The sequence below is a fragment of the Tannockella kyphosi genome (assembly GCF_021054785.1).
Lineage (GTDB): Bacteria > Bacillota_I > Bacilli_A > Erysipelotrichales > Coprobacillaceae > Tannockella > Tannockella kyphosi.
Window position 1 is genome coordinate 2,151,295 of sequence record NZ_CP088239.1, and the last position, 21,283, is coordinate 2,172,577.

20 protein-coding genes are annotated in these 21,283 nt (G+C 29.9%); 16 read left to right on the forward strand and 4 right to left on the reverse strand.

Going from position 1 to position 21,283, the window contains the following annotated elements; genetic code table 11:
- Positions 1 to 24 precede the first annotated feature (24 nt).
- From LRR82_RS10425 to LRR82_RS10450, 7 genes are all read left to right on the forward strand, one after another.
- Positions 25 to 657, forward strand: coding sequence for a response regulator transcription factor (locus LRR82_RS10425; protein WP_249029383.1), 633 nt, complete (start codon positions 25 to 27; stop codon positions 655 to 657).
- On the forward strand, positions 644 to 1,819 hold the full coding sequence (locus LRR82_RS10430; RefSeq protein WP_249029384.1) for a sensor histidine kinase: 1,176 nt from the start codon (positions 644 to 646) through the stop codon (positions 1,817 to 1,819). The genes LRR82_RS10425 and LRR82_RS10430 overlap by 14 nt, the downstream gene beginning before the upstream one ends.
- Positions 1,820 to 1,921: 102 nt before the next feature.
- Positions 1,922 to 2,203, forward strand: a complete 282-nt coding sequence (locus LRR82_RS10435) for an AlbA family DNA-binding domain-containing protein (RefSeq protein WP_249029385.1) — start codon at positions 1,922 to 1,924, stop codon at positions 2,201 to 2,203.
- Positions 2,203 to 2,520, forward strand: coding sequence for a hypothetical protein (locus LRR82_RS11010; RefSeq protein WP_249029386.1), 318 nt, complete (start codon positions 2,203 to 2,205; stop codon positions 2,518 to 2,520). Before LRR82_RS10435 ends, LRR82_RS11010 begins: the two co-directional genes overlap by 1 nt.
- 59 nt (positions 2,521 to 2,579) lie before the next feature.
- Positions 2,580 to 2,717 (forward strand): Fic family protein, encoded by a 138-nt coding sequence (locus tag LRR82_RS11000; protein ID WP_399201168.1) that lies wholly within the window; start codon positions 2,580 to 2,582, stop codon positions 2,715 to 2,717.
- Positions 2,718 to 2,934: 217 nt separating this feature from the next.
- Complete coding sequence (locus tag LRR82_RS10445; protein WP_249029387.1) at positions 2,935 to 4,188, forward strand: zinc-binding dehydrogenase; 1,254 nt, start codon at positions 2,935 to 2,937, stop codon at positions 4,186 to 4,188.
- 61 nt (positions 4,189 to 4,249) lie between these two features.
- A complete protein-coding gene (locus LRR82_RS10450) occupies positions 4,250 to 5,980 on the forward strand; it encodes a fructose-bisphosphatase class III (RefSeq protein WP_249029388.1) in 1,731 nt (576 codons plus the stop codon).
- Between the two features lie 11 nt (positions 5,981 to 5,991).
- On the opposite strand, the gene LRR82_RS10455 is transcribed toward LRR82_RS10450, so the two are convergent.
- Positions 5,992 to 6,711, reverse strand: coding sequence for a glucosamine-6-phosphate deaminase (locus tag LRR82_RS10455; RefSeq protein WP_249029389.1), 720 nt, complete (start codon positions 6,709 to 6,711; stop codon positions 5,992 to 5,994).
- A gap of 120 nt (positions 6,712 to 6,831) precedes the next feature.
- Between LRR82_RS10455 and LRR82_RS10460 the strand changes: the two genes are divergently transcribed.
- Positions 6,832 to 8,280 carry a DEAD/DEAH box helicase gene (locus LRR82_RS10460; RefSeq protein ID WP_249029390.1) on the forward strand — a complete coding sequence of 483 codons (1,449 nt, stop codon included), beginning with the start codon at positions 6,832 to 6,834 and terminating at the stop codon, positions 8,278 to 8,280.
- On the opposite strand, the gene LRR82_RS10465 is transcribed toward LRR82_RS10460, so the two are convergent.
- Positions 8,277 to 9,914, reverse strand: coding sequence for a hypothetical protein (locus LRR82_RS10465; RefSeq protein WP_249029391.1), 1,638 nt, complete (start codon positions 9,912 to 9,914; stop codon positions 8,277 to 8,279). The genes LRR82_RS10460 and LRR82_RS10465 overlap by 4 nt on opposite strands.
- Before the next feature lie 387 nt (positions 9,915 to 10,301).
- Between LRR82_RS10465 and LRR82_RS10470 the strand changes: the two genes are divergently transcribed.
- The 8 genes from LRR82_RS10470 (at position 10,302) to LRR82_RS10505 (ending at position 19,375) form a co-directional block, all read left to right on the forward strand.
- Positions 10,302 to 11,276 carry a galactose ABC transporter substrate-binding protein gene (locus LRR82_RS10470; RefSeq protein WP_249029392.1) on the forward strand — a complete coding sequence of 325 codons (975 nt, stop codon included), beginning with the start codon at positions 10,302 to 10,304 and terminating at the stop codon, positions 11,274 to 11,276.
- A 168-nt stretch (positions 11,277 to 11,444) separates the two neighbouring features.
- Positions 11,445 to 12,953: a sugar ABC transporter ATP-binding protein gene (locus tag LRR82_RS10475; protein WP_249029393.1), complete on the forward strand. Its 1,509-nt coding sequence runs from the start codon at positions 11,445 to 11,447 to the stop codon at positions 12,951 to 12,953.
- Between the two features lie 14 nt (positions 12,954 to 12,967).
- Entirely contained in the window at positions 12,968 to 13,969 is a 1,002-nt protein-coding gene (locus tag LRR82_RS10480) for a galactose/methyl galactoside ABC transporter permease MglC (protein ID WP_249029394.1), read from the forward strand.
- A gap of 5 nt (positions 13,970 to 13,974) precedes the next feature.
- Complete coding sequence (locus LRR82_RS10485; RefSeq protein ID WP_249029395.1) at positions 13,975 to 14,187, forward strand: hypothetical protein; 213 nt, start codon at positions 13,975 to 13,977, stop codon at positions 14,185 to 14,187.
- Between the two features lie 415 nt (positions 14,188 to 14,602).
- Positions 14,603 to 15,796 (forward strand): AAA family ATPase, encoded by a 1,194-nt coding sequence (locus tag LRR82_RS10490; protein ID WP_249029396.1) that lies wholly within the window; start codon positions 14,603 to 14,605, stop codon positions 15,794 to 15,796.
- 395 nt (positions 15,797 to 16,191) lie between these two features.
- On the forward strand, positions 16,192 to 16,812 hold the full coding sequence (locus LRR82_RS10495; protein ID WP_249029397.1) for a DUF4433 domain-containing protein: 621 nt from the start codon (positions 16,192 to 16,194) through the stop codon (positions 16,810 to 16,812).
- Between the two features lie 20 nt (positions 16,813 to 16,832).
- On the forward strand, positions 16,833 to 17,933 hold the full coding sequence (gene darG / locus LRR82_RS10500) for a type II toxin-antitoxin system antitoxin DNA ADP-ribosyl glycohydrolase DarG (protein ID WP_249029398.1): 1,101 nt from the start codon (positions 16,833 to 16,835) through the stop codon (positions 17,931 to 17,933).
- Between the two features lie 314 nt (positions 17,934 to 18,247).
- A complete protein-coding gene (locus LRR82_RS10505) occupies positions 18,248 to 19,375 on the forward strand; it encodes a HipA domain-containing protein (protein ID WP_249029399.1) in 1,128 nt (375 codons plus the stop codon).
- Positions 19,376 to 19,969: 594 nt separating this feature from the next.
- Here the strand turns inward: LRR82_RS10505 and LRR82_RS10510 are convergent.
- On the reverse strand, positions 19,970 to 20,674 hold the full coding sequence (locus LRR82_RS10510; protein ID WP_249029400.1) for a LytR/AlgR family response regulator transcription factor: 705 nt from the start codon (positions 20,672 to 20,674) through the stop codon (positions 19,970 to 19,972).
- Positions 20,675 to 20,745: 71 nt separating this feature from the next.
- Positions 20,746 to 21,102: a hypothetical protein gene (locus tag LRR82_RS10515; RefSeq protein WP_249029401.1), complete on the reverse strand. Its 357-nt coding sequence runs from the start codon at positions 21,100 to 21,102 to the stop codon at positions 20,746 to 20,748.
- Between the last annotated feature and the right edge of the window lie 181 nt (positions 21,103 to 21,283).

The following is a 21,283-nucleotide window of genomic DNA, read 5'->3' on the forward strand; positions in this document are numbered from 1 at the left end:
TAGGACATTATCTAAGGAGAGTATATGAAAAGAATATTGTTAGTAGAAGATGACAAAGAAATAGTAGATGTTTTACAATATATTTTAGAAAAAGAATATGTTGTAGATATAGCATTTAATAAGCAACAAGCATTAATGCTTATTAACAAGAATCATGATCTAACAATATTAGATATCACTTTACCAGATGGCAATAGTTTAGAATTTAGTCATCTAATTAATAATCCTATTATTTATTTAACAGCCAAAGATGATGAAGAAACTATCTTACAAGGACTAACTTTAGGTGAAGAATATATTATCAAACCCTTTAAAAAGAATGAATTATTATTACGTATAGAAAAAGTATTAAAAAGGACAACAACAAATATGTTCCAATATAAAGATATTCTAATTGATAGTAATGCTATGAAAGTATATGTAGATAATAAAGAAATAAGTTTTACTTTATTAGATTATAAAATAGTAGAATTACTCTTTATTCATGCTGGTAAAACAATATCAAGAGATTCACTAGCAACACTTATTTATAACAATACAAGTAACTTTGTAGAAGATAATACAATTAATGTCTATATCAAAAGAGTAAGAGATAAATTAAATAGGGACTATATTAAAACAATCAAAAGAGTAGGTTACTTAGTTGAAAAAGAATAGTATTCTAGTCTTACTCTTACTTATTGTTGTTTCCCTAACAACAATAATGAATTATGCAATCTATAATCATTATTATAATCAAAAAGTATTAACTATCTTAAGTCAAGTAGTAGAAAATAATGAAGAGATAGAAGCAATTGATATTGCTTCTATCTTAAAGGATACTGGTAGTAGTGAAAATGTATTAGAGGAATATGGTTATAGTTATGATGATTTTTATTTAACAGAAGAAATCGAACAACAATTATATAAAGTAATTATTCTTAATGTTTCTATCTTTTGTTCTTTAGCTATCTTATGTTTACTACAAATAAGAAAAAAAGAAAAGAAAAAGGAAAAAGAGATAACAGAATTAATAACCTATTTAAATGTAATTAATAGTGGAGATTATAGTATTCAATTAGAGAAGTATACAGAAAGTGAATATTCAAAACTTAGAAGTACGATATATAAAACAACTGTCTTATTAAAAGAATACGCTGATTTTTTAAATAATGATCGTACTAAATTAAAGGATAATTTAGCAGATATTTCTCATCAATTAAAGACTCCTTTAACTTCTACTAGTTTAATGTTAGAAACTATTTTAGAAGATGATGATTTACCAGTAGAAAAAAGAGAAGAGTTTATGCAAAAGATCTATCTAAATAATGAAAAGATAGATTATCTAGTAGAAATTCTTTTAAAGCTTTCTAAGTTAGATGCAAGTGTTATTGCTTTTCATAAAGAAGAGGTAGTAATTGAATCTATACTTTCTACTGTTAAAAATACAGTAGAAACATTATTACAAAATAAAAACATTACAATACAAATTAAAGATTGTTCGAATGTTATTATTTCTTGTGATAGAAAATGGCAAGAAGAAGCTATTACTAATATTATTAAGAATAGTATTGAATATTCTTATCAAGATGGATTTATTGATGTAGAGGTAGAAGAAAATAACTTTTATGTGCTTTTAACAATAACTGATTATGGTTGTGGTATTAAAAAAGAAGAATTAAATAAAATATTTGATCGTTTTCATAAGGCAGAAAACTCTTCAGGATTTGGTATAGGGCTTAATCTAGCAAAAACTATTATTGAAAAAGATAATGGAGTAGTTAGTGTGGATTCTAAAGAAGGAGAATATACTACATTTACAATTAAATATATAAGATAGTTAGACGTGTTGAAAAACACGTTTTTCTATGTTTTAAAAAATAGAAGTAAATGCAACGATACTAGCGTATATATGAATAGGATATACGAAAGGGAAAGATGTATGATAGATAGATTTGTTGCAGAATCATCGGAGTATGAGTTTAAAGTAGCAATAGAAACAAAGAAACCTAGAAGTTGGCTAAAGACGGTATGTGGATATGCAAATTGCATAGGTGGAGAATTGTTGTTTGGCGTCGATGATAATAGAAATGTTGTTGGTTTAGAAAACATTCAGGAAGGATCGGAATATATAAGTAGAATGATAAAGGATAAGATAGTACCTATCCCGGATTTTTTTCTAACTCCAAAAATATATAAAGGTAATTTTAAAAGCTGTAAATAGTGGATATAAACAAGCTACCCCGCAAGCTAGCCCACAAGCTAGCCCACAAGCTGGCCCACAAGCTACCCCACAAGCTACCCCACAAGCTACCCCACAAGCTGGCCCACAAGCTACCCCACAAGCTACCCCACAAGTTACCCCACAAGCTAGCCCACAAGCTAGCCCACAAGCTGGCCCACAAGCTAGCCCACAAGCTAGCCCACAAGCTACCCCACAAGCTAGCCCACAAGCTGGCCCACAAGCTGGCCCACAAGCTAGCCCACAAGCTAGCCCACAAGCTAGCCCACAAGCTACCCCACAAGCTACTTTGGAATTAAAAAAGATAGAGGTATTAAAGTTTTGTAACAAACCACGTACAAAGAAAGAAATTATGAAGATGTGTTCCTTAGAAGATAGAAACTATTTTACAAAGTCGATATTGGTTCCTTTGTTGAATGATAATAAAATTCTAATGACAATGCCAAATAAACCTACAAGTCCGAAACAGAAATATATTACAAACTATAACAAATAGAAAACAACAAGTTTGAGACTTTGATGTGATTTTGTGTTCTGTTTAAAAAAATTAACCCATAGATTTACAAGAGACGACTATTAACTTTTGTCCTTTATGACAAGTGACAAAATACAAATGAAATTATTTGTACTTTTGTCACTTAGCTTGTATAGTAGTAGTTGTAAAGAGGAACAATAAATGTTCTAGTAGAAAAAGAAAATAAAGGAGAACGAATATGAAAACAAAAGCAGTACGTCTTTACGGAGTGGATGATGTAAGATTAGAAGAATTTGAATTACCTGAAATCAAAGATGATGAAATCTTAGTAAAAGTAGTATCTGATAGTATTTGTATGTCAACATACAAAACAATCAAACAAGGTGCTAACCATAAACGTGTACCTAATGATGTATATGATAATCCAATTATCTTAGGACATGAGTTTGCAGGGGATATTGTTAAAGTTGGTAAAAAATGGCAAGATAAATTTAAACCAGGTCAAAAGTTTGCACAACAACCAGCAATTCCAGGACAAATGGAATCACCAGGTTATTCTTACCAATGGTGTGGTGGAGATGCTACGTATTGTATTTTCCCAAATGACATCATTGAAGCAGATTGTTTATGGACTTATGATGGAGATGGTTATTTTGGAGCATCTGTTGCAGAACCAATGTGTTGTGTAATTTCAGGATTCCATGTAGCATTCCATACATTGCCAGGATGTTATGATCATGTAATGGGAACAAAAACAGATGGAGATATTATTATCTTAGGTGGATGTGGTCCTATGGGATTAGGTGCTATTAGTTATTCATTAACATATGAAAATAAACCAAAACGTGTAGTAGTTACAGATATTTCTGATGAAAGAATTGCTCGTGCTAAAGAAGTTATTTCTGTAGAAGAAGCAGCAGCACATGGAGTAGAATTAGTTTATGTAAATACTGCAGCTATGGAAGATCAAGAAAAAGGATTAATGGATATTACTGGTGGAAAAGGATATGATGATGTATTTGTATATATCCCTAATAAAGCAGTGTGTGAATTAGGAAATGCGATTCTTGCATATGATGGAAATATGAATTTATTTGCAGGGCCTACTGATCCTAAATTCTCAGCTAACATGAATTTATATGATAGTCATTATTCAAGAACTAGAATCATCGGAAGTACTGGTGGAACGATTGATGATATGAAAGAAGCGATTGATAAAAATGCGAATGGAGTAATCAATACAGCAGTAATGATTACACATATTGGTGGTTTAAATGCAGTAGCTGAAACATCTAGTAATTTACCTACTATTCCAGGTGGTAAGAAATTAATTTATAACCACATTGAAATGCCTTTAACAGCAATTGATGATTTTGAAGAATTAGGAAAAACAAATGAATTATTTAAATTATTAGCGGATGAAACTAAAAAATCAAAAGGTTTATGGTCTACAGAAGCTGAAAAAATCTTATTAAATTACTATAACGTATAATAAAGACAATAGACTTATATCTTGGATATAAGTCTATTTTTAAAAGAGGGGGAGATATACAATGAATCATAAGTATTTTGTGGCATTATCAAAAGAATATCCAACAATACAATCATTATGTCATGAGATAATTCATTTAAAAGCTACTATTAACTTACCAAAAGGAACAGAACATTATATATCTGATCTTCATGGAGAATATGATGCTTTTAAACATTTAATGAATACTTGTTCTGGTGTTATTAAAGAAAAAGCAATTGCTTTATTTGAAACAGAAATGACAAATGAACAAATAGATGATTTATGTACTATTATTTATTATCCTTTAAAAAGCTTAAAGAATAGGGATTATAATAATGAAGAGTATCGAACAATTATATTATACTTAATGCGACTAGCAAGATATGTAACCTCTAAATATACTCGTACAAGAGTACGAGAGTATTTAGAAGGGGGATATGATGATATTATTGATGAGTTATTACATGCTCAGTTAGATGAGATGGATCAACATTATATTTATCATTTACAGATTATTGATACAATTATAGAATTAGAAGAACAAATAGAGTTTATTAAAATATTATCTGATTTAATTAAATATTTTGCAATAGACCATTTACATATCTTAGGAGATATTTATGATCGTGGAAGTATGCCAGATAAGATAATGGATGATATTATTAAGTATCAAAGAGTAGATATCCAATGGGGGAATCATGATGTTTTATGGATGGGGGCATATTTAGGGCAAGAAGCTTGTATGATTACAGTGGTAAAGAATTGTTTACATTATGATCATATTGATTTATTAGAAAGAGGGTATGGAATACCCTTACGTAAATTAATGGTAGAAGCAATGAATAAGTGTCCAAACGCTAATGACTTACATGCAATGGAAAAGTATTGTTATCAGTTGCAAGTGAAACTAGAATCACAGTTAATAGAAAACTATCCAGAATTAAAGATGGATTATCGAGTGGTAGAAAAAGTAAATGCGAAACTTACAAGTCAAGAAATTGAATTGTTAGAAGATTTAAAGAGAAGTTTTATGAATTCAAAGAGATTGAAAGAACATATGGAGTTTATGTTTGATCATGGTTCAATGTATTTAAAGACAAATCATAATTTATTATTACATGGGTGTATTCCATTAGATGAGTTGGGGAACCTCTATGAACATGCATGTTTTGATAAAAAAGTAAAAGGAAGAGCTTATTTTGATTTGGTGAATCAACATATTAAGATAGCTTATCATGAAAAACAAAAGGAATCAGTGGATTACTTATGGTATTTATGGTGTGGTGATAAATCACCACTATGTGGTAGAAGAATTGTATTAGATAAACCACAAGTAGAAGTAAAAGATTATTATTATGAATATATTCATCAAGAAGAAGTATGTGAGATGTTATTGAAAGAGTTTAATTTGCATCGTACCTATAGTTTGATTATTAATGGACATACACCAGTACGTGCAAAAGATGGGCAATCACCTTTATGTGATCATCGAAGATTAGTGATTATTGATGGGGGATTTTGTGTACAGAATCAAGAAAAGACAGGTGTTGCAGGATATACATTAATTAGTAATAGTCATGGGATGCGTATTAAGACACATCATATTCATGAGGGTACTTATGATGAAAAAGATACGGAATATGATTCAGAGATTATTTATACAAGAGAACATCAAGAGATGTTAAAGGATACAAAGCGTGGGGAATCAGTTCAAGAGAGAATTGATGATTTGATTACTTTATTAGATTTAAAAAGAAGGCATGTCTTATAGGACATGTCTTCTTATAGTTTAATATAGTCTTCTTTATGGATAAGAGATGCTGCATCTTGGTCTGCGATAACGGTTAGATTAGGATGCATTTTTAAGATAGTAGCAGGAACATCTTGATTAATAGGTTCATCTAAGAATCTTTTTAATATTTCTGCTTTTTCTTTTCCGTTGACAATCATGACTAGATGATTGACACGCATTAAGCTTTTTGGTCCCATGGTAAGGGTTGCTGGTTGATAGGGTCTATCTTTATAAGTTGGATTGACGGCTTGTTTTTTAGGGAAAGGGATAGAATAAGTATAGCTATCAAATGGAGTACATCTTGGGCAGTTGCCACAGAAGTGACCATCTTGTCCTAATCCAATGACCATGACATCAATACCTCCTACTTGTTTTATTTGATTATCAAATTCTAAATAATTATCATTATCCATAATATGAATACGTTCATCAGGGATATTTGCATCTTTAAAAAACAAATCTTGTAAGTCTTGCCAGTTTGGTCCTATTTGACCATTTGTGTATGGGTTTTCATCAAAAAGATAATATTGAATATCTTTATAAGTATCGTTATCTTTGATCTTAGGGATCATCATTTGATACATTGTTTTAGGCGAACGACCACCTGTTAGTGAGATATTTACTCGTTTGTCTTGCATCATAGCACCTAGTACGATGTGCATAGCACTTTCGCTCATGGCTTGTTCGTCTTTTTCAATTATTAGTTTCATTGTATTTCTCCTTGTCTTTATCTTTAGTATAATCGAAATAATCGAAAAAACAAAGATAAATACAAGTAGTATTTTGATTTCATTTGTGGTAGGATAGAAAAGCGAAGAAAGAAGGATATTATGGATAATAATTTTAAACAATATCAATTAGATAATGAAATAACAAAAGCTTTAGACTTGTTGCACTATACTAGTGCAACACAAGTACAGGAGGAAGTGATACCTTGCTTATTAAATAATAAAGATATCATTGTAAAATCAAAAACAGGTAGTGGAAAAACAGCTTCTTTTTTAATACCAATATGTCAACATATACAATGGGATGAACTAAGACCACAAGCCTTAATATTAACTCCAACAAGAGAACTAGCAATGCAAGTACAAGAAGATGCATTTAATATTGGGCGCTTTAAAAGATTAAAAACAGTAGCTTTATATGGACGTAGTCCATTTCAAAGCCAAGCTAAATCTTTGAAACAAAAAACACATCTTGCAATAGGGACCCCTGGAAGAGTGATGGATCATATTCAAAGAGGTACGTTGGATGTTAGTAATATCCAATATTTAGTAATAGATGAAGCAGATGAAATGTTAGCAATGGGTTTTATAGAACAAGTAGAAAACATTATTGATTACTTACCACAAGAAAGAGTAACAGTTCTATTATCAGCAACAATGCCAGAGTCAATTAAACAAATATCAAAACAATATATGAATAAACCAGTAAGTATTGAAATAGAACAAGAAGCATCTATTGATCACATAGAACAAAAGTTCTATCAAGCTAATGCTTATGAAAAGTTAGATGTATTATTAGATGTTACTACGATTTTAGCACCTGAAACATGTATTATCTTTTGTAATACCAAAGAACAAGTAGATTTAGTATATGATACATTAAATAGAAAACGTTATTCATGTAATAAATTACATGGTGGAATGGAACAAGAAGATCGTACCAGAGTAATTCAATCTTATAAAAGAGGGAAGTTCCGTTACTTAATAGCAAGTGATGTTGCTAGTAGAGGATTAGATATTGATCATATTTCTTTAGTAATTAATTATGATATTCCTTTAAAGAGTGATACTTATATACATCGTATTGGAAGAAGTGGAAGAATTGGAAATAAAGGAATGGCGGTTACACTAATAGAAGATAACCAAGATAAATATGTAAAAGCTATTGAAAGAAAACTAGATCATAAAATAATTTTTGATGTTAGACCTAGTGAAGATGAAGTAGAAGAAAATAAAGTTCACTTTCATAGTGTTATGCAAACAAGATTAGAATATAAAGAAAGCAAAACAGTGAAAGTTAGTAAAGATATTTTAAAGATACATATTAATGCTGGAAAGAAAACAAAGATGCGTGCGGTGGATATTGTAGGTACACTTTGTAATATAGAAGGAATTACAAGTAGTGATATTGGTATTATTGAAGTCCAAGATATTTCTACTTATGTAGAAATATTAAATGGGAAAGGAATGCAAGTATTAAATGCATTGCAAAATAAACCTATTAAAGGAAGAATTAGAAAAGTAAGTAAAGCAAATACGAGAGACTATTAGTCTCTCGTATTTTTACGCTTTTTGCTTTGTTGGATGATAGAGTCCATTTTTTTAATACTAATGATTTCGTTATCTAAGCGGTAGTCTACTAAATTATGAAGAGCGTCACTTATTTCAGTTCTAGTATAGAGAGATAGGTAACCTATATTATCTATCTTTTTAAATTTCATATCACGTAATGTTTTTTTAATTTGTTGGGATGTATATTTATATTCTAAACGATGTTTTAATAAGTGATCAAAATATAAACATAAGAAGTTGGTAGTGAAATGGACGTTTGCACGACTTTCTTTGGATAAGAAGATAGTTCTTGTTTTTGTATCATGTTTGACGTTTGAAAAGACGGATTCACTAGTGGAATGATAATTATAATGATAAATAAGAGTAGGGATATCATAAGAGGTAGTAGTGGTTAGTACAATAATACCATCATAAAAAGAATCTTTATCTACTAATTCTATGAAATTAGATTTAGGATTTGCTTTTTCTGTTTTACTTTTATTATCAAATGAAATACTTAATAGATGTTTTATTTCTTGGATATTTGCTTGACGTTTGTCTTGTTTTAATTGACGTATTTTAGGATTATATAGGGCAATGATACGTTTGGTTGTATTATCGATATCGATGGTTCTTTCTTTATAATAGTAGCCATCTTTTATTTCTTCTAAACTAAGGAGGCTAACTGGTTCTTTAGAACCGTTTATAAACCATCCATTATAGTTTTCTATCCATTGAATGATAGCAGTAGGTAAGTCTTTTATAGCTTGGATTGTAATGGTTTTTTTTGGTTTGTCTTTTAAAGCATTGATTGTTTCACTAGGAAAGAGTGAATCTTGGGTTACAACGAGTTTGGCATCTTTAAAATCTTCAATGATTTGACGGAATAGAGTACGGTTCATATGAATGTTTTGAGTAAAATAAGTAATAGGTAGATGGTTTTCATCGACAAAATAATAAACATTGGATGTAGGATTAAATTCTTTATCGTATTTTCGAACACGATACCCTGGATCGTTTTCGAAAACATGATTAGTATGTAATAAGTGAATATGTTGATGATGAATAGAAAATAAGCGTTTGGATTGTTTGTATAAGAATAGTTCGATTTGATTTTTTTCTTTTGTAATGATTTCTAAGGCTTGGTACATTTTTACAACATCAATAGAGAACTCTTCTAATAAAGAAGCTGATAAACGTTGATATGTTTGAGTAGATGTAGGATATAAGTAATGACAATAAATAAGTAGAGATAGAACAGTAGTAAGATCATAATCAAGCTGATAGTTTGATTGGATTTTTTGACATAATATATCTAGTTTAAGTTCATAGAAAATAGATTGAATAAATAAATAACCACCATTATAATTACTATAATGATTTAATTCTAATTGTTTAGAAGGATAAGTAACAACTAAATCCTGCTTTTCTTGCTTTAATAACTCAGTACACACGGTTGCTTGGTCTTTCGCCCAGGCAACCAGTGCATCGTAGTCATTATTGAATTGGGGTAATAGTTGTTCAACAGTACCTAATTTCTTATGAATTTTGGTAGTGCTCTTGCCATTTTTACGAAAAGATTCGATGATATAGATGTTTTTAGCGTTTTTAGAAGATACAATACTGATTCTCATTGTGTTTACGAAAGAATAAGATATATTCTTAGCTCCTTTTTATGTATATATCTATTTTATCACCATTTACTACACATTACCACAAATATTTAGTAAACTATTAGAAAAATATTACTAAAAAGGAAGAAATTATTTAGTAAAGTTGTCTAAATTTTAAGTAAATATGACTTAGAAAGAAGATGTAAATAGATAAAAATTTATAAAAAAAACACATTCACCCATAGTAATTACTAAAAATCCCAAAAATAGGATAGTTATTAAAAAATAATGTTAAATTAGTTTACTAAAAAGTAGTAAAAAATAGAAAAATAGTTTTTATGAAAGCCTTTACACAAAAAGAGTGCGTGATATAATTACGGTATAGTGAATAATATGGAGGAGAAAAATATGAAAAAATTATTCAAAATTGCATTAACTGTTGCAATGGCATTCTCAATTGTAGGATGTAGTTCATCAGACTCAGAAGAAGAAGCAAAAACAGTTGGTATTTGTGTATACCAATTTGATGACAACTTCATGACAACTTATCGTACAGAATTAGAAGAAAAATTAACTGCTTTAGGGTATGAAGTAACTGTAGTAGACGGAAGTAATGACCAATCTACTCAATCAGAACAAATTGATACTTTTATTGCTCAAGGTGTTGATGCTTTAATCATCAATCCTGTTATGACTTCTGCAGCATCAGAAATCGTTGCTAAAGTTCAAGAAGCTGACATTCCAACTGTTTTAATTAACCGTGAACCAGAAGCTGATACTTATGCAGATTATGATAAAACCGCTTATGTAGGTTGTGATGCATCTCAATCTGGTACTTTCGAAGGAGAAATCATCTTAAATACTGCTACTAGCGGAGATATCAATGGAGATGGTGTTATTTCTTATATTATGTTAATTGGAGATCCAGAAAACTCTGACTCTACTTTAAGAACTGAATATTCAGTAAAAGCTTTAACTGATGCTGGATGGGAAGTAGAATGTTTATATGAATGGCAATGTGACTGGGATCAAACAAAAGGTCAAGAAGCTACTGCGAATGCTTTAACTCAATATGGAGATGAAATTGAAGTAGTATTCTCTAATAATGACTCTATGGCTTTAGGAGCTATTGAAGCTATCCAAGCTGCTGGACGTACAGTTGGTGAAGATATCTATATCGTAGGTGTTGATGCATTAGATGATGCATTAGATAAAATGAATGATGGATTAATGACTGGTACAGTATTAAATGATGCTGATACTCAATCAGATATGTGTATTGAAGTATTAGAATTATTATTAGCTGGTGAAAGTGTTGAAAAACTTTACTATTGTGACTACACTATGGTTACAACTGATAACATCGCTGACTATATTGACTAATCAAAACAAATAAATAATATGTGAAGGGTGGGCTGTATACCCACCCTTCTACATGTTAAAAATAGGTGTTTATATAACATCAAGTGTATAAAATAAAGGTTTATTTACTTGATGTTGTAGTAAATGCTATAATATAACAATAGTAAAAGTATAAAGGGAGGATTGCTTATGTCTGAATATCGTTTAGAACTAAAAGGCGTTGTTAAAACATTCCCTGGTGTTAGAGCTTTAGATGGGGTAAATCTGAATCTGAGACCAGGAACTGTGCACTCATTAATGGGTGAAAACGGTGCAGGGAAAAGTACATTAATGAAATGTATGTTCGGTATTTACAAAATGAATGAAGGTGAAATGTATTTTGAAGGGGAAAAGGTAGTTATTAATGACCCATTAGATGCATTAAACCGAGGGATTGTAATGGTGCATCAAGAGTTACAACCAATACCTGCAAGAAGTATTGCAGAAAATATTTTCACAGGTCGTTATCCGACAAAAAAAGCAGGGCCATTGAAAGTGATTGATCATGAAAAAATGAATGAATTAGCTGCAAAGGCACTAAAAGAAGTAGGATTAGATTATGATGAAAAAGCGTTGCTTGGAACATTGAGTGTATCTCAAATGCAGTTAGTAGAAATTGCAAAAGCAGTAAGTGTTGATTGTAAGATATTAATCTTAGATGAACCAACATCATCATTAACTTCTAGAGAGGTTGATAAATTATTTGATATTATTAACTTACTTCGTGATAGAGGTGTATCAATTGTTTACATTTCTCATAAAATGGATGAAATTTTAAAAATTTCAGATGAAGTTACGATCATGCGTGATGGTAAATATATTGGAACATATGATGCAAAAGGATTAGAAATTGACTTTATTATTACAAAAATGGTTGGTCGTGAATTAACGGACCTATATCCAAAAAGAGAAAATGTACCTGGAGAAGTTGTATTTGAAGTAAAAGACTTTACTTCTATTAATCCAAAAAGCTTTAGAGATGTTTGCTTTGATGTAAAAAAAGGTGAAATCTTAGGAGTTGGTGGATTAGTTGGAGCTCAACGTACAGAATTAATGGAAGGTTTATTTGGGTTACGTTGCCATTCTAAAGGAAATATTAGATATAATGGAGAACAAATCAAAATAAATAGACCTAGAGATGCAATCCAATCAGGAATTGCGATGTTAACAGAAGACAGACGTGCTACTGGTATTATGGGTGTGTTATCTATTTCTGATAATGTTGCGATTGCATCATTAGATAAATACTTAAATGCAGGTATTGTATTAGATGATAAGAAAATCGAACAATTAGTAGATGAGAATGTTGCAAAATTATCAATTAAAACACCATCTAATAAAACGCTAATTCAAACATTATCTGGTGGGAATCAACAAAAAGTATTAATTTCTAGATGGTTAGCAAATGATCCAGATATCTTTATCTTAGATGAACCAACTAGAGGTATTGATGTTGGTGCTAAATATGAAATTTACTGTATTATTGCAGAACTTGCAAAACAAGGAAAAAGCGTTATCTTAATCTCATCTGAAATGAGTGAGTTAATTGGTATGTCGGATCGTATCATGGTTATGTGTGACGGTAGAGTTACAGGTGTAATTGATGGAAAAGATGCAAACCAAGAAAATATTATGGAATTGGCAACAAGTTTTGCTTAAGGGAGGATATAAAAATGGAAATGACAAAAAAGAAAATTGATACAAATTATATTAAAGATTTTTTTGAAAAAAATTCAATTTTAATTTTAATTATTATCATGGCTCTATACGTAGGGTTTACACAAAAGAACTTCTTTTCAATCAGTAATGCAAAGAACTTAGCTTCTAATACATCAGTTCGTTTCATTATTGCTTGTGGGGTTTCTGGATGTTTAATTACAAGAGGTACTGACTTATCAGCTGGGCGTATGGTTGGTTTCTCTGCATGTATCTGTGCAACATTATTACAAAAAACAGACTATGCATCTAAATTTTTCCCAGGTTTAGGAGATATTCCTGTAATCGGTGGTTTATTATGTGCAATCATTGTCTGTGCATTCTTTGGTGCAATAAGTGGTTTGATTATCGCATTCTTGAAAGTACCACCATTTATTACAACATTAGGTATGCAAACATTTATTTATGGTATTTGTAGTGTATATACTGGATCTCAACCATTAGGTGGATTTAAATCAACATTTACTGGAGCAGCAACAGGTAGTTTGTTTGGTGTACCGTACTTGGTAATTTATGCATTAGTTATTGGGGCACTAATGTGGTTCTTATATAATAAAACTCGTCATGGTAAATATATGTACGCTATTGGTGGTAACGAACATGCAGCAGAAGTTGCAGGTATCAACGTAGCAAAAGTTCAAGTTAAAATTTATGCTTTAGCAGCTTGTTTATATGCTATTGCTGGGTTCTTAGTAGCAGCTAAATCTGGTGGTGCTTCAGTAGCAACTGGGTTAGGTTACGAATTGGAAGCTATCGCAGCATGTACTATCGGTGGTGTATCTACTAACGGTGGTGTTGGTAAAGTATCTGGTATCTTAATTGGGGTATTAGTATTTGAAACATTAAAAATCTGTTTACAATTCTTAGGAGTTGACCCTGCTTATACTTATGTAGCTCAAGGTTTAGTTATCGTAGTCGCTGTAGCATTAGACTTACGTAAATATATAGCTAAGAAATAGAAAGCATGGAAGACAACAAAGAAGTACAAACAAAAATGACTGATTTAGAAGCTGTTGAAATATTAAAAGAACAACGTATAAATCAAAAAGAACTAATGTACGATAAGATTCCTGAAAAGAATAGACCTATCATTATAAAGGTACTAAATGCAATTATATTATTTGGAATATTAATATTTGCAGGAATTATTATTGGAGCAATGGCAGGATTTTTATAAGCAAAGAAAAGCATTTCACTAAAATAGTGAAATGCTTTTTAAATACGCTATTGAGCAAAACAGATTGTTTGTGGATCTTCGGCTATCGATAGCCGATTTCCAAAATTACAAAGAATGGTATTGTTAAAACAAACTTCGTTGGCTATCATACGAATACAGGGAATCAGCATGATATTATGTTATTATCAGAGTCTGATATAGATTGTAGTATCTACAATCTAACCAGTATAGACGTATGACTAGTTTGTTTATAAAAGATTCTCTGCGAAATCTGATTATTGATTCTACTATTATATATAAATAAGTTTAATAAAAAGTACGACAATATCAAATATATATTATTATCATAAATAATTTGTGAATATTTCACAAATATTTTGACATAATATATAATATAGAAAAGGGAGTGATGAAAATGTTAGTACAATTTATTGTTAGAAATTATCTATCATTTAAAGAGGAAGCTATTTTGGATATGTGTGCGATAAGTTCTTATAAAGAACATGAGTATAACTTGATAGATGTTGGAATGAAGGAAAATTTCTTAAAAGTTGCTACTATTTATGGTGCGAATGCAAGTGGAAAGTCAAATTTACTTTTTGCAATGAATGCTTTTCATCAAATCATTAAAGAATCTTTAAACAATTCAGATAATGATGAGATTATTATAAAGAAATTATATAATCCTTTTAAGTTTGCAAATGAAAAGGATAATACAGAATTTCAAGTAATTCAAATTTTAGATGATTTTGAATTTAATTATGGATTCGAATATAATGATGAGGAAATTGTAAGCGAATGGTTGTATATTAAAAATATAGCTACTAATCGAACAAAAATGATATTTGAAAGAGAGCGCAGTAAAATAACGTTTGGGGCCAGTGTAAAAAAAGAATGTGATATTTATAAAGAACAGCTTCCTAAAGAAACGTTAGTTTTATCATGGTTTAATAAATTAAGATTAAAAACAAAAGTGTTTGATGATGTTTATGAAGCAATATTAAATACAACTGTTATCACATCTGATGCATATGAATCACCAAGTTTTTTGAATAATTTTTTAAAACCAATTATAGATAAAGAAAAAGAAAAACTTTTATCTTTTTTAGTAGCAATTGATAGTGGTATTAAGGATATCTTTTATATGGAAAAAGATGGTGAACTCGAATATTATACTGGGCATATAGGAAGTAATGGAGAAAAATACACATTGAATCTCTTTCATGAATCACAAGGTACTTTAAAAAGTATTTCAATTTTTATCCATTCATGTCTTGCGATTAAGACAGGACTAGCAATAGTAGTTGATGAGATGAATGCAAAGCTACATCCATTATTACTCAAGTTTATTGTTGATCTTTTTAATAATCAACAAAACAAGCAAGCACAATTAATATACACAACACATGATACAACGCTATTAGATAAACGTTTTTTTAGGAGGGATCAAATCTGGTTTGTAGAGAAAGATGAATTTGGATACTCTAAACTGATTGCATTATCGAATTTTAAAGTTAGAAATGATGCATCTTTTGAAAAAGATTATTTAAGTGGTGTTTATGGAGGGATTCCGTTTATCAAAGACTTTGATTTGAAAGTTGCTGAATAAATGTGAAGTGACTGTTAAATTCAAACCTGGAAGAAATGTATCTTCGAAAAAAGAAATGGCACTAGGTATCTGATAGTTATACCCTGCATAGGCAAATACCTTTAATTAATGTATTAATAGTTCTTTAATCATTTCATAATATGTGTCAGATAGAGAAGTATTATTATAGTGAGGTAACTATTTAAATCCATTATTGAGAAAATCATAATGACAGAAGTAGCAGTTATAGTTTATTTTTATCTTAAAATCCTTCTAAATGCACTGTAATATTATACTATCTTCTTATGCGTTTTTATGTTGGAACTTATGTATAATTTATTGAAAATAATAAAGAAATTCATTATAATATGTATATAATTAATGATAAGACAGTTTAATAAAATAGGAGGATAAAGATGGATCCAGTATCATATGAGTATAAAATGATAGAATTTTTATATAATATTAATGATTTGAGGAATCTTGAAAGTATTTTTATGTATGGTTTACTATCTAAAAATTCCTTAATAAATTTAGGTATTGCAACACCTATAGATTTATCTGATCATGAGGTTCAAAAAATAAGAGAAACTAAAAAAGTTCCAAATCATGCATATCTTCATGATTATGCTAACTTGTATATAGATGCTCGAAACCCAATGATGTATCGCATAAGTAGAAATAGGAATATTGATGATGTATGTGTTATATGTGTTGATAAGAAGGTATTAGACATAGAGGGGACTATAGTATCTGATAGGAATGCAGCAGCTGAAATCGCTCTTTTTGACGCTCCCAAGGAAGCTCTTAAGCATCTTGATTTCCCTTTGATTCTAGCAAAATATTGGAAAGATGACGATTATCTTATTGAAATAGAAAAAAAGTCAAAAAAATGTGCAGAAGTCCTAGTATATAACAGTGTTCCAATTCAATATCTTGTTAAGATAAAAGTCGCGACCAAACAAGCAAAATCTTTAGTTGAAGAATTCTCGTTAGGTGTTCCAATAGAAATAGATAAAAACATTTTTTTCCAATAAAATAAAGGGGGACTAGAAGAATGATTAAAATTAAAATAGGTGATATTTTTAACTCTGATAAAGAAGTTCTAGTTAATACTGTCAATTGTGTAGGTGTTATGGGGAAAGGCATTGCTCAAGTATATAAGAAACAATTCCCTAAAATGTTTGATGAGTATAAAGAACAATGCGATAAAAAGCAAATTATCATAGGAGAAAATTATCCTTATTATGAAAATGGGAAAGTAAGGATTATCAATTTTCCCACAAAACAACATTGGCGTTCTTCCTCAAAGTTGGAATATATTGTTTCTGGCTTAGATTGGTTTGTCGAAAATTATGGAAAATTGGAAATCAGCTCTATTGCATTCCCTCCTTTAGGGTGTGGGAATGGAGGATTAGACTGGTTAACAGTGGGACCAATCATGTACCAAAAATTGATAGATTTACCAATTGAAATAGAAATTTATGCGCCATTTGGTACAAGTAGTGATCAACTATCTGAACAGTTTTTGACTAAACTGCCAGAGAATCCTCTAAAAGAAGGAATTATTCATGAAAAGATGAATGAAAACTGGTTTTTAGTTTTATATTTAGTGTCATACCTATCAAAATCAAAGTATTCTATAAAGGTAGGAAGAACAATCTTTCAAAAAATATGTTATGTATTATCAAGGTCTGGTACAGACTTAGGACTTGAGTTTATAAAAGGAACATATGGACCATATTCACCCGACATAAAGAAAATGCTTACGATATTATCGAACAATAATTTAATTTGTGAAATAGAACAAGGCAACATGATATTATTATCCGTGAACAAGAATTTTACAATTGATCCCGATATGTTTTCGCAAAAAGACAAAGAAAATGTTAACAGTGTATTTCAATTGTTTCGTAGGTTGAAAGATACTCAGCAATCTGAATTGGTTACAACGATTTTATATTCTTTTGATCAATTACAACTTTATGATGAGAATGTAACGGAAAATAAGCTATTTGAGTATATTGCAGAATGGAAAAATAGATATGATAATGATGATTATGAAAAAAGAATTAGAGAATTATCGAGAGATTTGACATCGATGGGATTAATGGATGTTAATTATTCAAAGGATTATAAGGAGTACGATTTTATATAAAATAAGTAAATGCATTGAATTCTCATTGTTTACAATAACCTAGCAGAATGCTTACTTCTTTAGGGATGGGATTTACTTTTAGAAATAATAGATAAAATCTAAATCAGTATAGGGGTATTCATCGTAGGATGATTGCCCCTTTTTGTTTAGTAAATGTAGATAAATAGTTTTATCCTTAAGTTAGTGTAAGCCATCTGTATTCTTGCTAGTCACCCTATTGAGATGAATACATAATTAATGTATACTATAAGTAGTAATGAATGTGATTAATAGGGATAAAACAGGATATAATATCTTGAAGAAAGAGAGGTTCTATGGACTATATATTGAAAAGATTTGATGAAAATTTAATATATTTTTCTATGGAAACGACAGATGATGGAATTGCAGTTGATATTAAAACTATAAATCATAAATTAGTTCCTATGTTGCCGTTGGATATGAGTAGTGATAATAAGTCATTAAAAAGATGGTTGGAAAAAAGGACAATACCAAGGAATAGAGCATATGTTACAAACTTTTTATCTAAGATGGATCTGAATGAAAAAGATACAAAAGGTATCATTGATATATGTTTAGGATTATCTTTGAATGATTGTTATTGGGTAGTAAAAGAAGGTTGTGAAGATAGTTTTGAAAAAAAGAACTTATATATCAATTCTTTCAATACAACCATTGCATCGATTGCATTTACAGGATATGGAAATAATACAAGAACATCCTTTCAATCATCTCCAGAATTTACTACCAATGGTATGCTTGCTAAGTCTTGGCGTAGACTAAACGGAAAAATAGTGTTATTTAAATCAGGTACAGAAGGTTTTGCAAATAGTGGTTTAGAACCATATTCAGAGTTTTATGCTAGTGAAGTTGCAAGAGCAATGGGACTGAATCATATAGATTATAATTTATCTAGATGGAAAAAGAGAATGTGTTCGACATGTGAGTTATTTACAGATTTAAATGTTTCTTTTATTTCCATAGGAAGATTGGTAAAAAGCGGAGGTATGAAAGCTGTAGAAGATTACTATTTAGAGCTAGGTGATGAGTTTTATCAAGAATTAATAGATATGTTAGTGTTTGATGCAATCATATTAAATGAGGATCGTCATTTAGGTAATTTTGGATTATTAATAGATAATAGAACAAATAAAATTATTGCTCCGGCACCTATCTTTGATAATGGGTTATCATTATTGTGTTATGCCATGGATAGTGATTTTGAAAACATAGATGAGTATGTAAAAACAAGAAGACCAGCGTGTTATCAAGACTTTATAGAACATGTGAAACCTTTCATAACACATAGGCAAAGAATGAAATTAAGGAAATTATTAGATTTTCATTTTGATACGAAAACAAGGTATAAATTGAATAATAAAAGGTTGAAGAAATTAGAAATAATTATGAAACAAAGAGCAATCTTATTATTAGATGATTAATAATAGTTCTGGGTCATAGAACAAAGAAGAGTGTTAACAAAAAATAGTATAAAAGAATAAATAGAAATCAATATCATAAAGAGTATTCATCATTTGATGAATACTCTTTATGATTTGGGCATTGATGTGGTTCTTATATGTACGCTATAAGTGGTAGCGAACCTTAATAAATCATTATCTAATAACATATCTATAATTTGCATTTTATTACTGCCTTCGCATAAGACAAGAATCTTATTCATTCATTAGTTCCTTTTTTAAACACATCAATGATTCATAACTTACAGAAAACAAGCAGAATGCCCACTCCTTTAGGAGTGGGATGAATGTGTAAACACATTGCCAAAATACAGTCCTAGTGGCATAATGCAAAAAATAAAAGGGAAAAGTGGGTTGATATTAAGAAATGAATTTTTAGGATGACAAGCGGGAAACCTCGGTAATTCAATTGTCGAGTAGTTCACATATTATATGCATTATTCATTATTTTATAACAATAGTTCTAGGATCATATAAAGAAGGTTTTGTTTTCTTATACCTTTGTATTATATCTAATAACCTATGTTCATTAAGTAACTGTAATAGAATAAACTATTATATGTATGGAACTGATTCTTTAAATTGTTGATAATAACGAAAAGCTTCTGCTCTTTTACGTTGACTAGCACGTAAGATAGTCCCATCATCTAAATGATAATCAATTCCATTACTTGATACTATTTTATCTACATTTATTAATAGACTTTGAGAAATACTAATAAAACCATGAATACATAATAATTCATCATACTGTCTATAGAAACGATACTCTCCTACATAACTAGTATCTTTTGTATGAACATATACTTTACCGTAGTTAGATTCTAAATAATAGACGGAATCAGTATCAATATATCGTATTCTTCTTCTCTCATTCACTCTAATATATCTAGGTTTTATTCTAGTAGCATCCATATGATATACTAGCGTATCGTAGATACGCTGGCTATCATATGGTTTGGTTAGGATATCGAAGTTATTTAATGGAATGTAGTCATTACGTGATGTGAGAAGCACGATAGCACAGTTAGGTAATAGTTCTTGGATTGTTTTAAAAGTAACTAGATCAGTGCTAGATTCTTCTAGGTAAGCGATTCTAAAGTCTACACCATCATACATATATTCAATAAATTCTTTGTTATCATCAAATTGATATACAAATACATCTTCTTTCTTTGTTGGATAGAAATAATGTTTACATATTTCATCAGATAGAGTTTTTTGATCGATAAGATAACGATCCACAATAGCAACTTTCATATAGCAAGTCTCCCTTATAATACAGAATGTTCACTATTATACTAAACTAGAAAAAGAAAGCAAGAAATTTGTCATAAAAACGAAAAGAAAACCAGCGTATCAATGATACGCTGGCTATCGTAAGGCTTTAGTAGTACTTCGAAGTTATTGAACGGGATGTAGTCCTCATTGGCTGTAATTAGTATAATAGTACAATAAGGTAATAACTCCTTCATTGCCTCAAATGTATTTGAGTCAATGCTTGATACTTCTAGATAAACTATTTGGTAATCATCTCCATGATATAGAGATTCAATGAATTTTTTATTATCATTATATTGACTAATAAATACATTGTTTTTCTTTATAGGACAAAGACAATGTTCAAATATTTTATTAACTAGAATTTCTTGATCACTGAAATGATGATCTAAAATAGCTACTTGCATATATTTTATTTCCCCCCTTTAATATAGAACGCTCTCTATTATACAAAAAGAGAAATTAATTACAAGAAAATTGTCATAAAATGTGAACCAATACTGATTAACTTATGATAATGTCTTAGTAGTTATCTTTTGAAAATGTCTCAAAAAACTATATACTATCACTGAGGTGATGATAAATGAA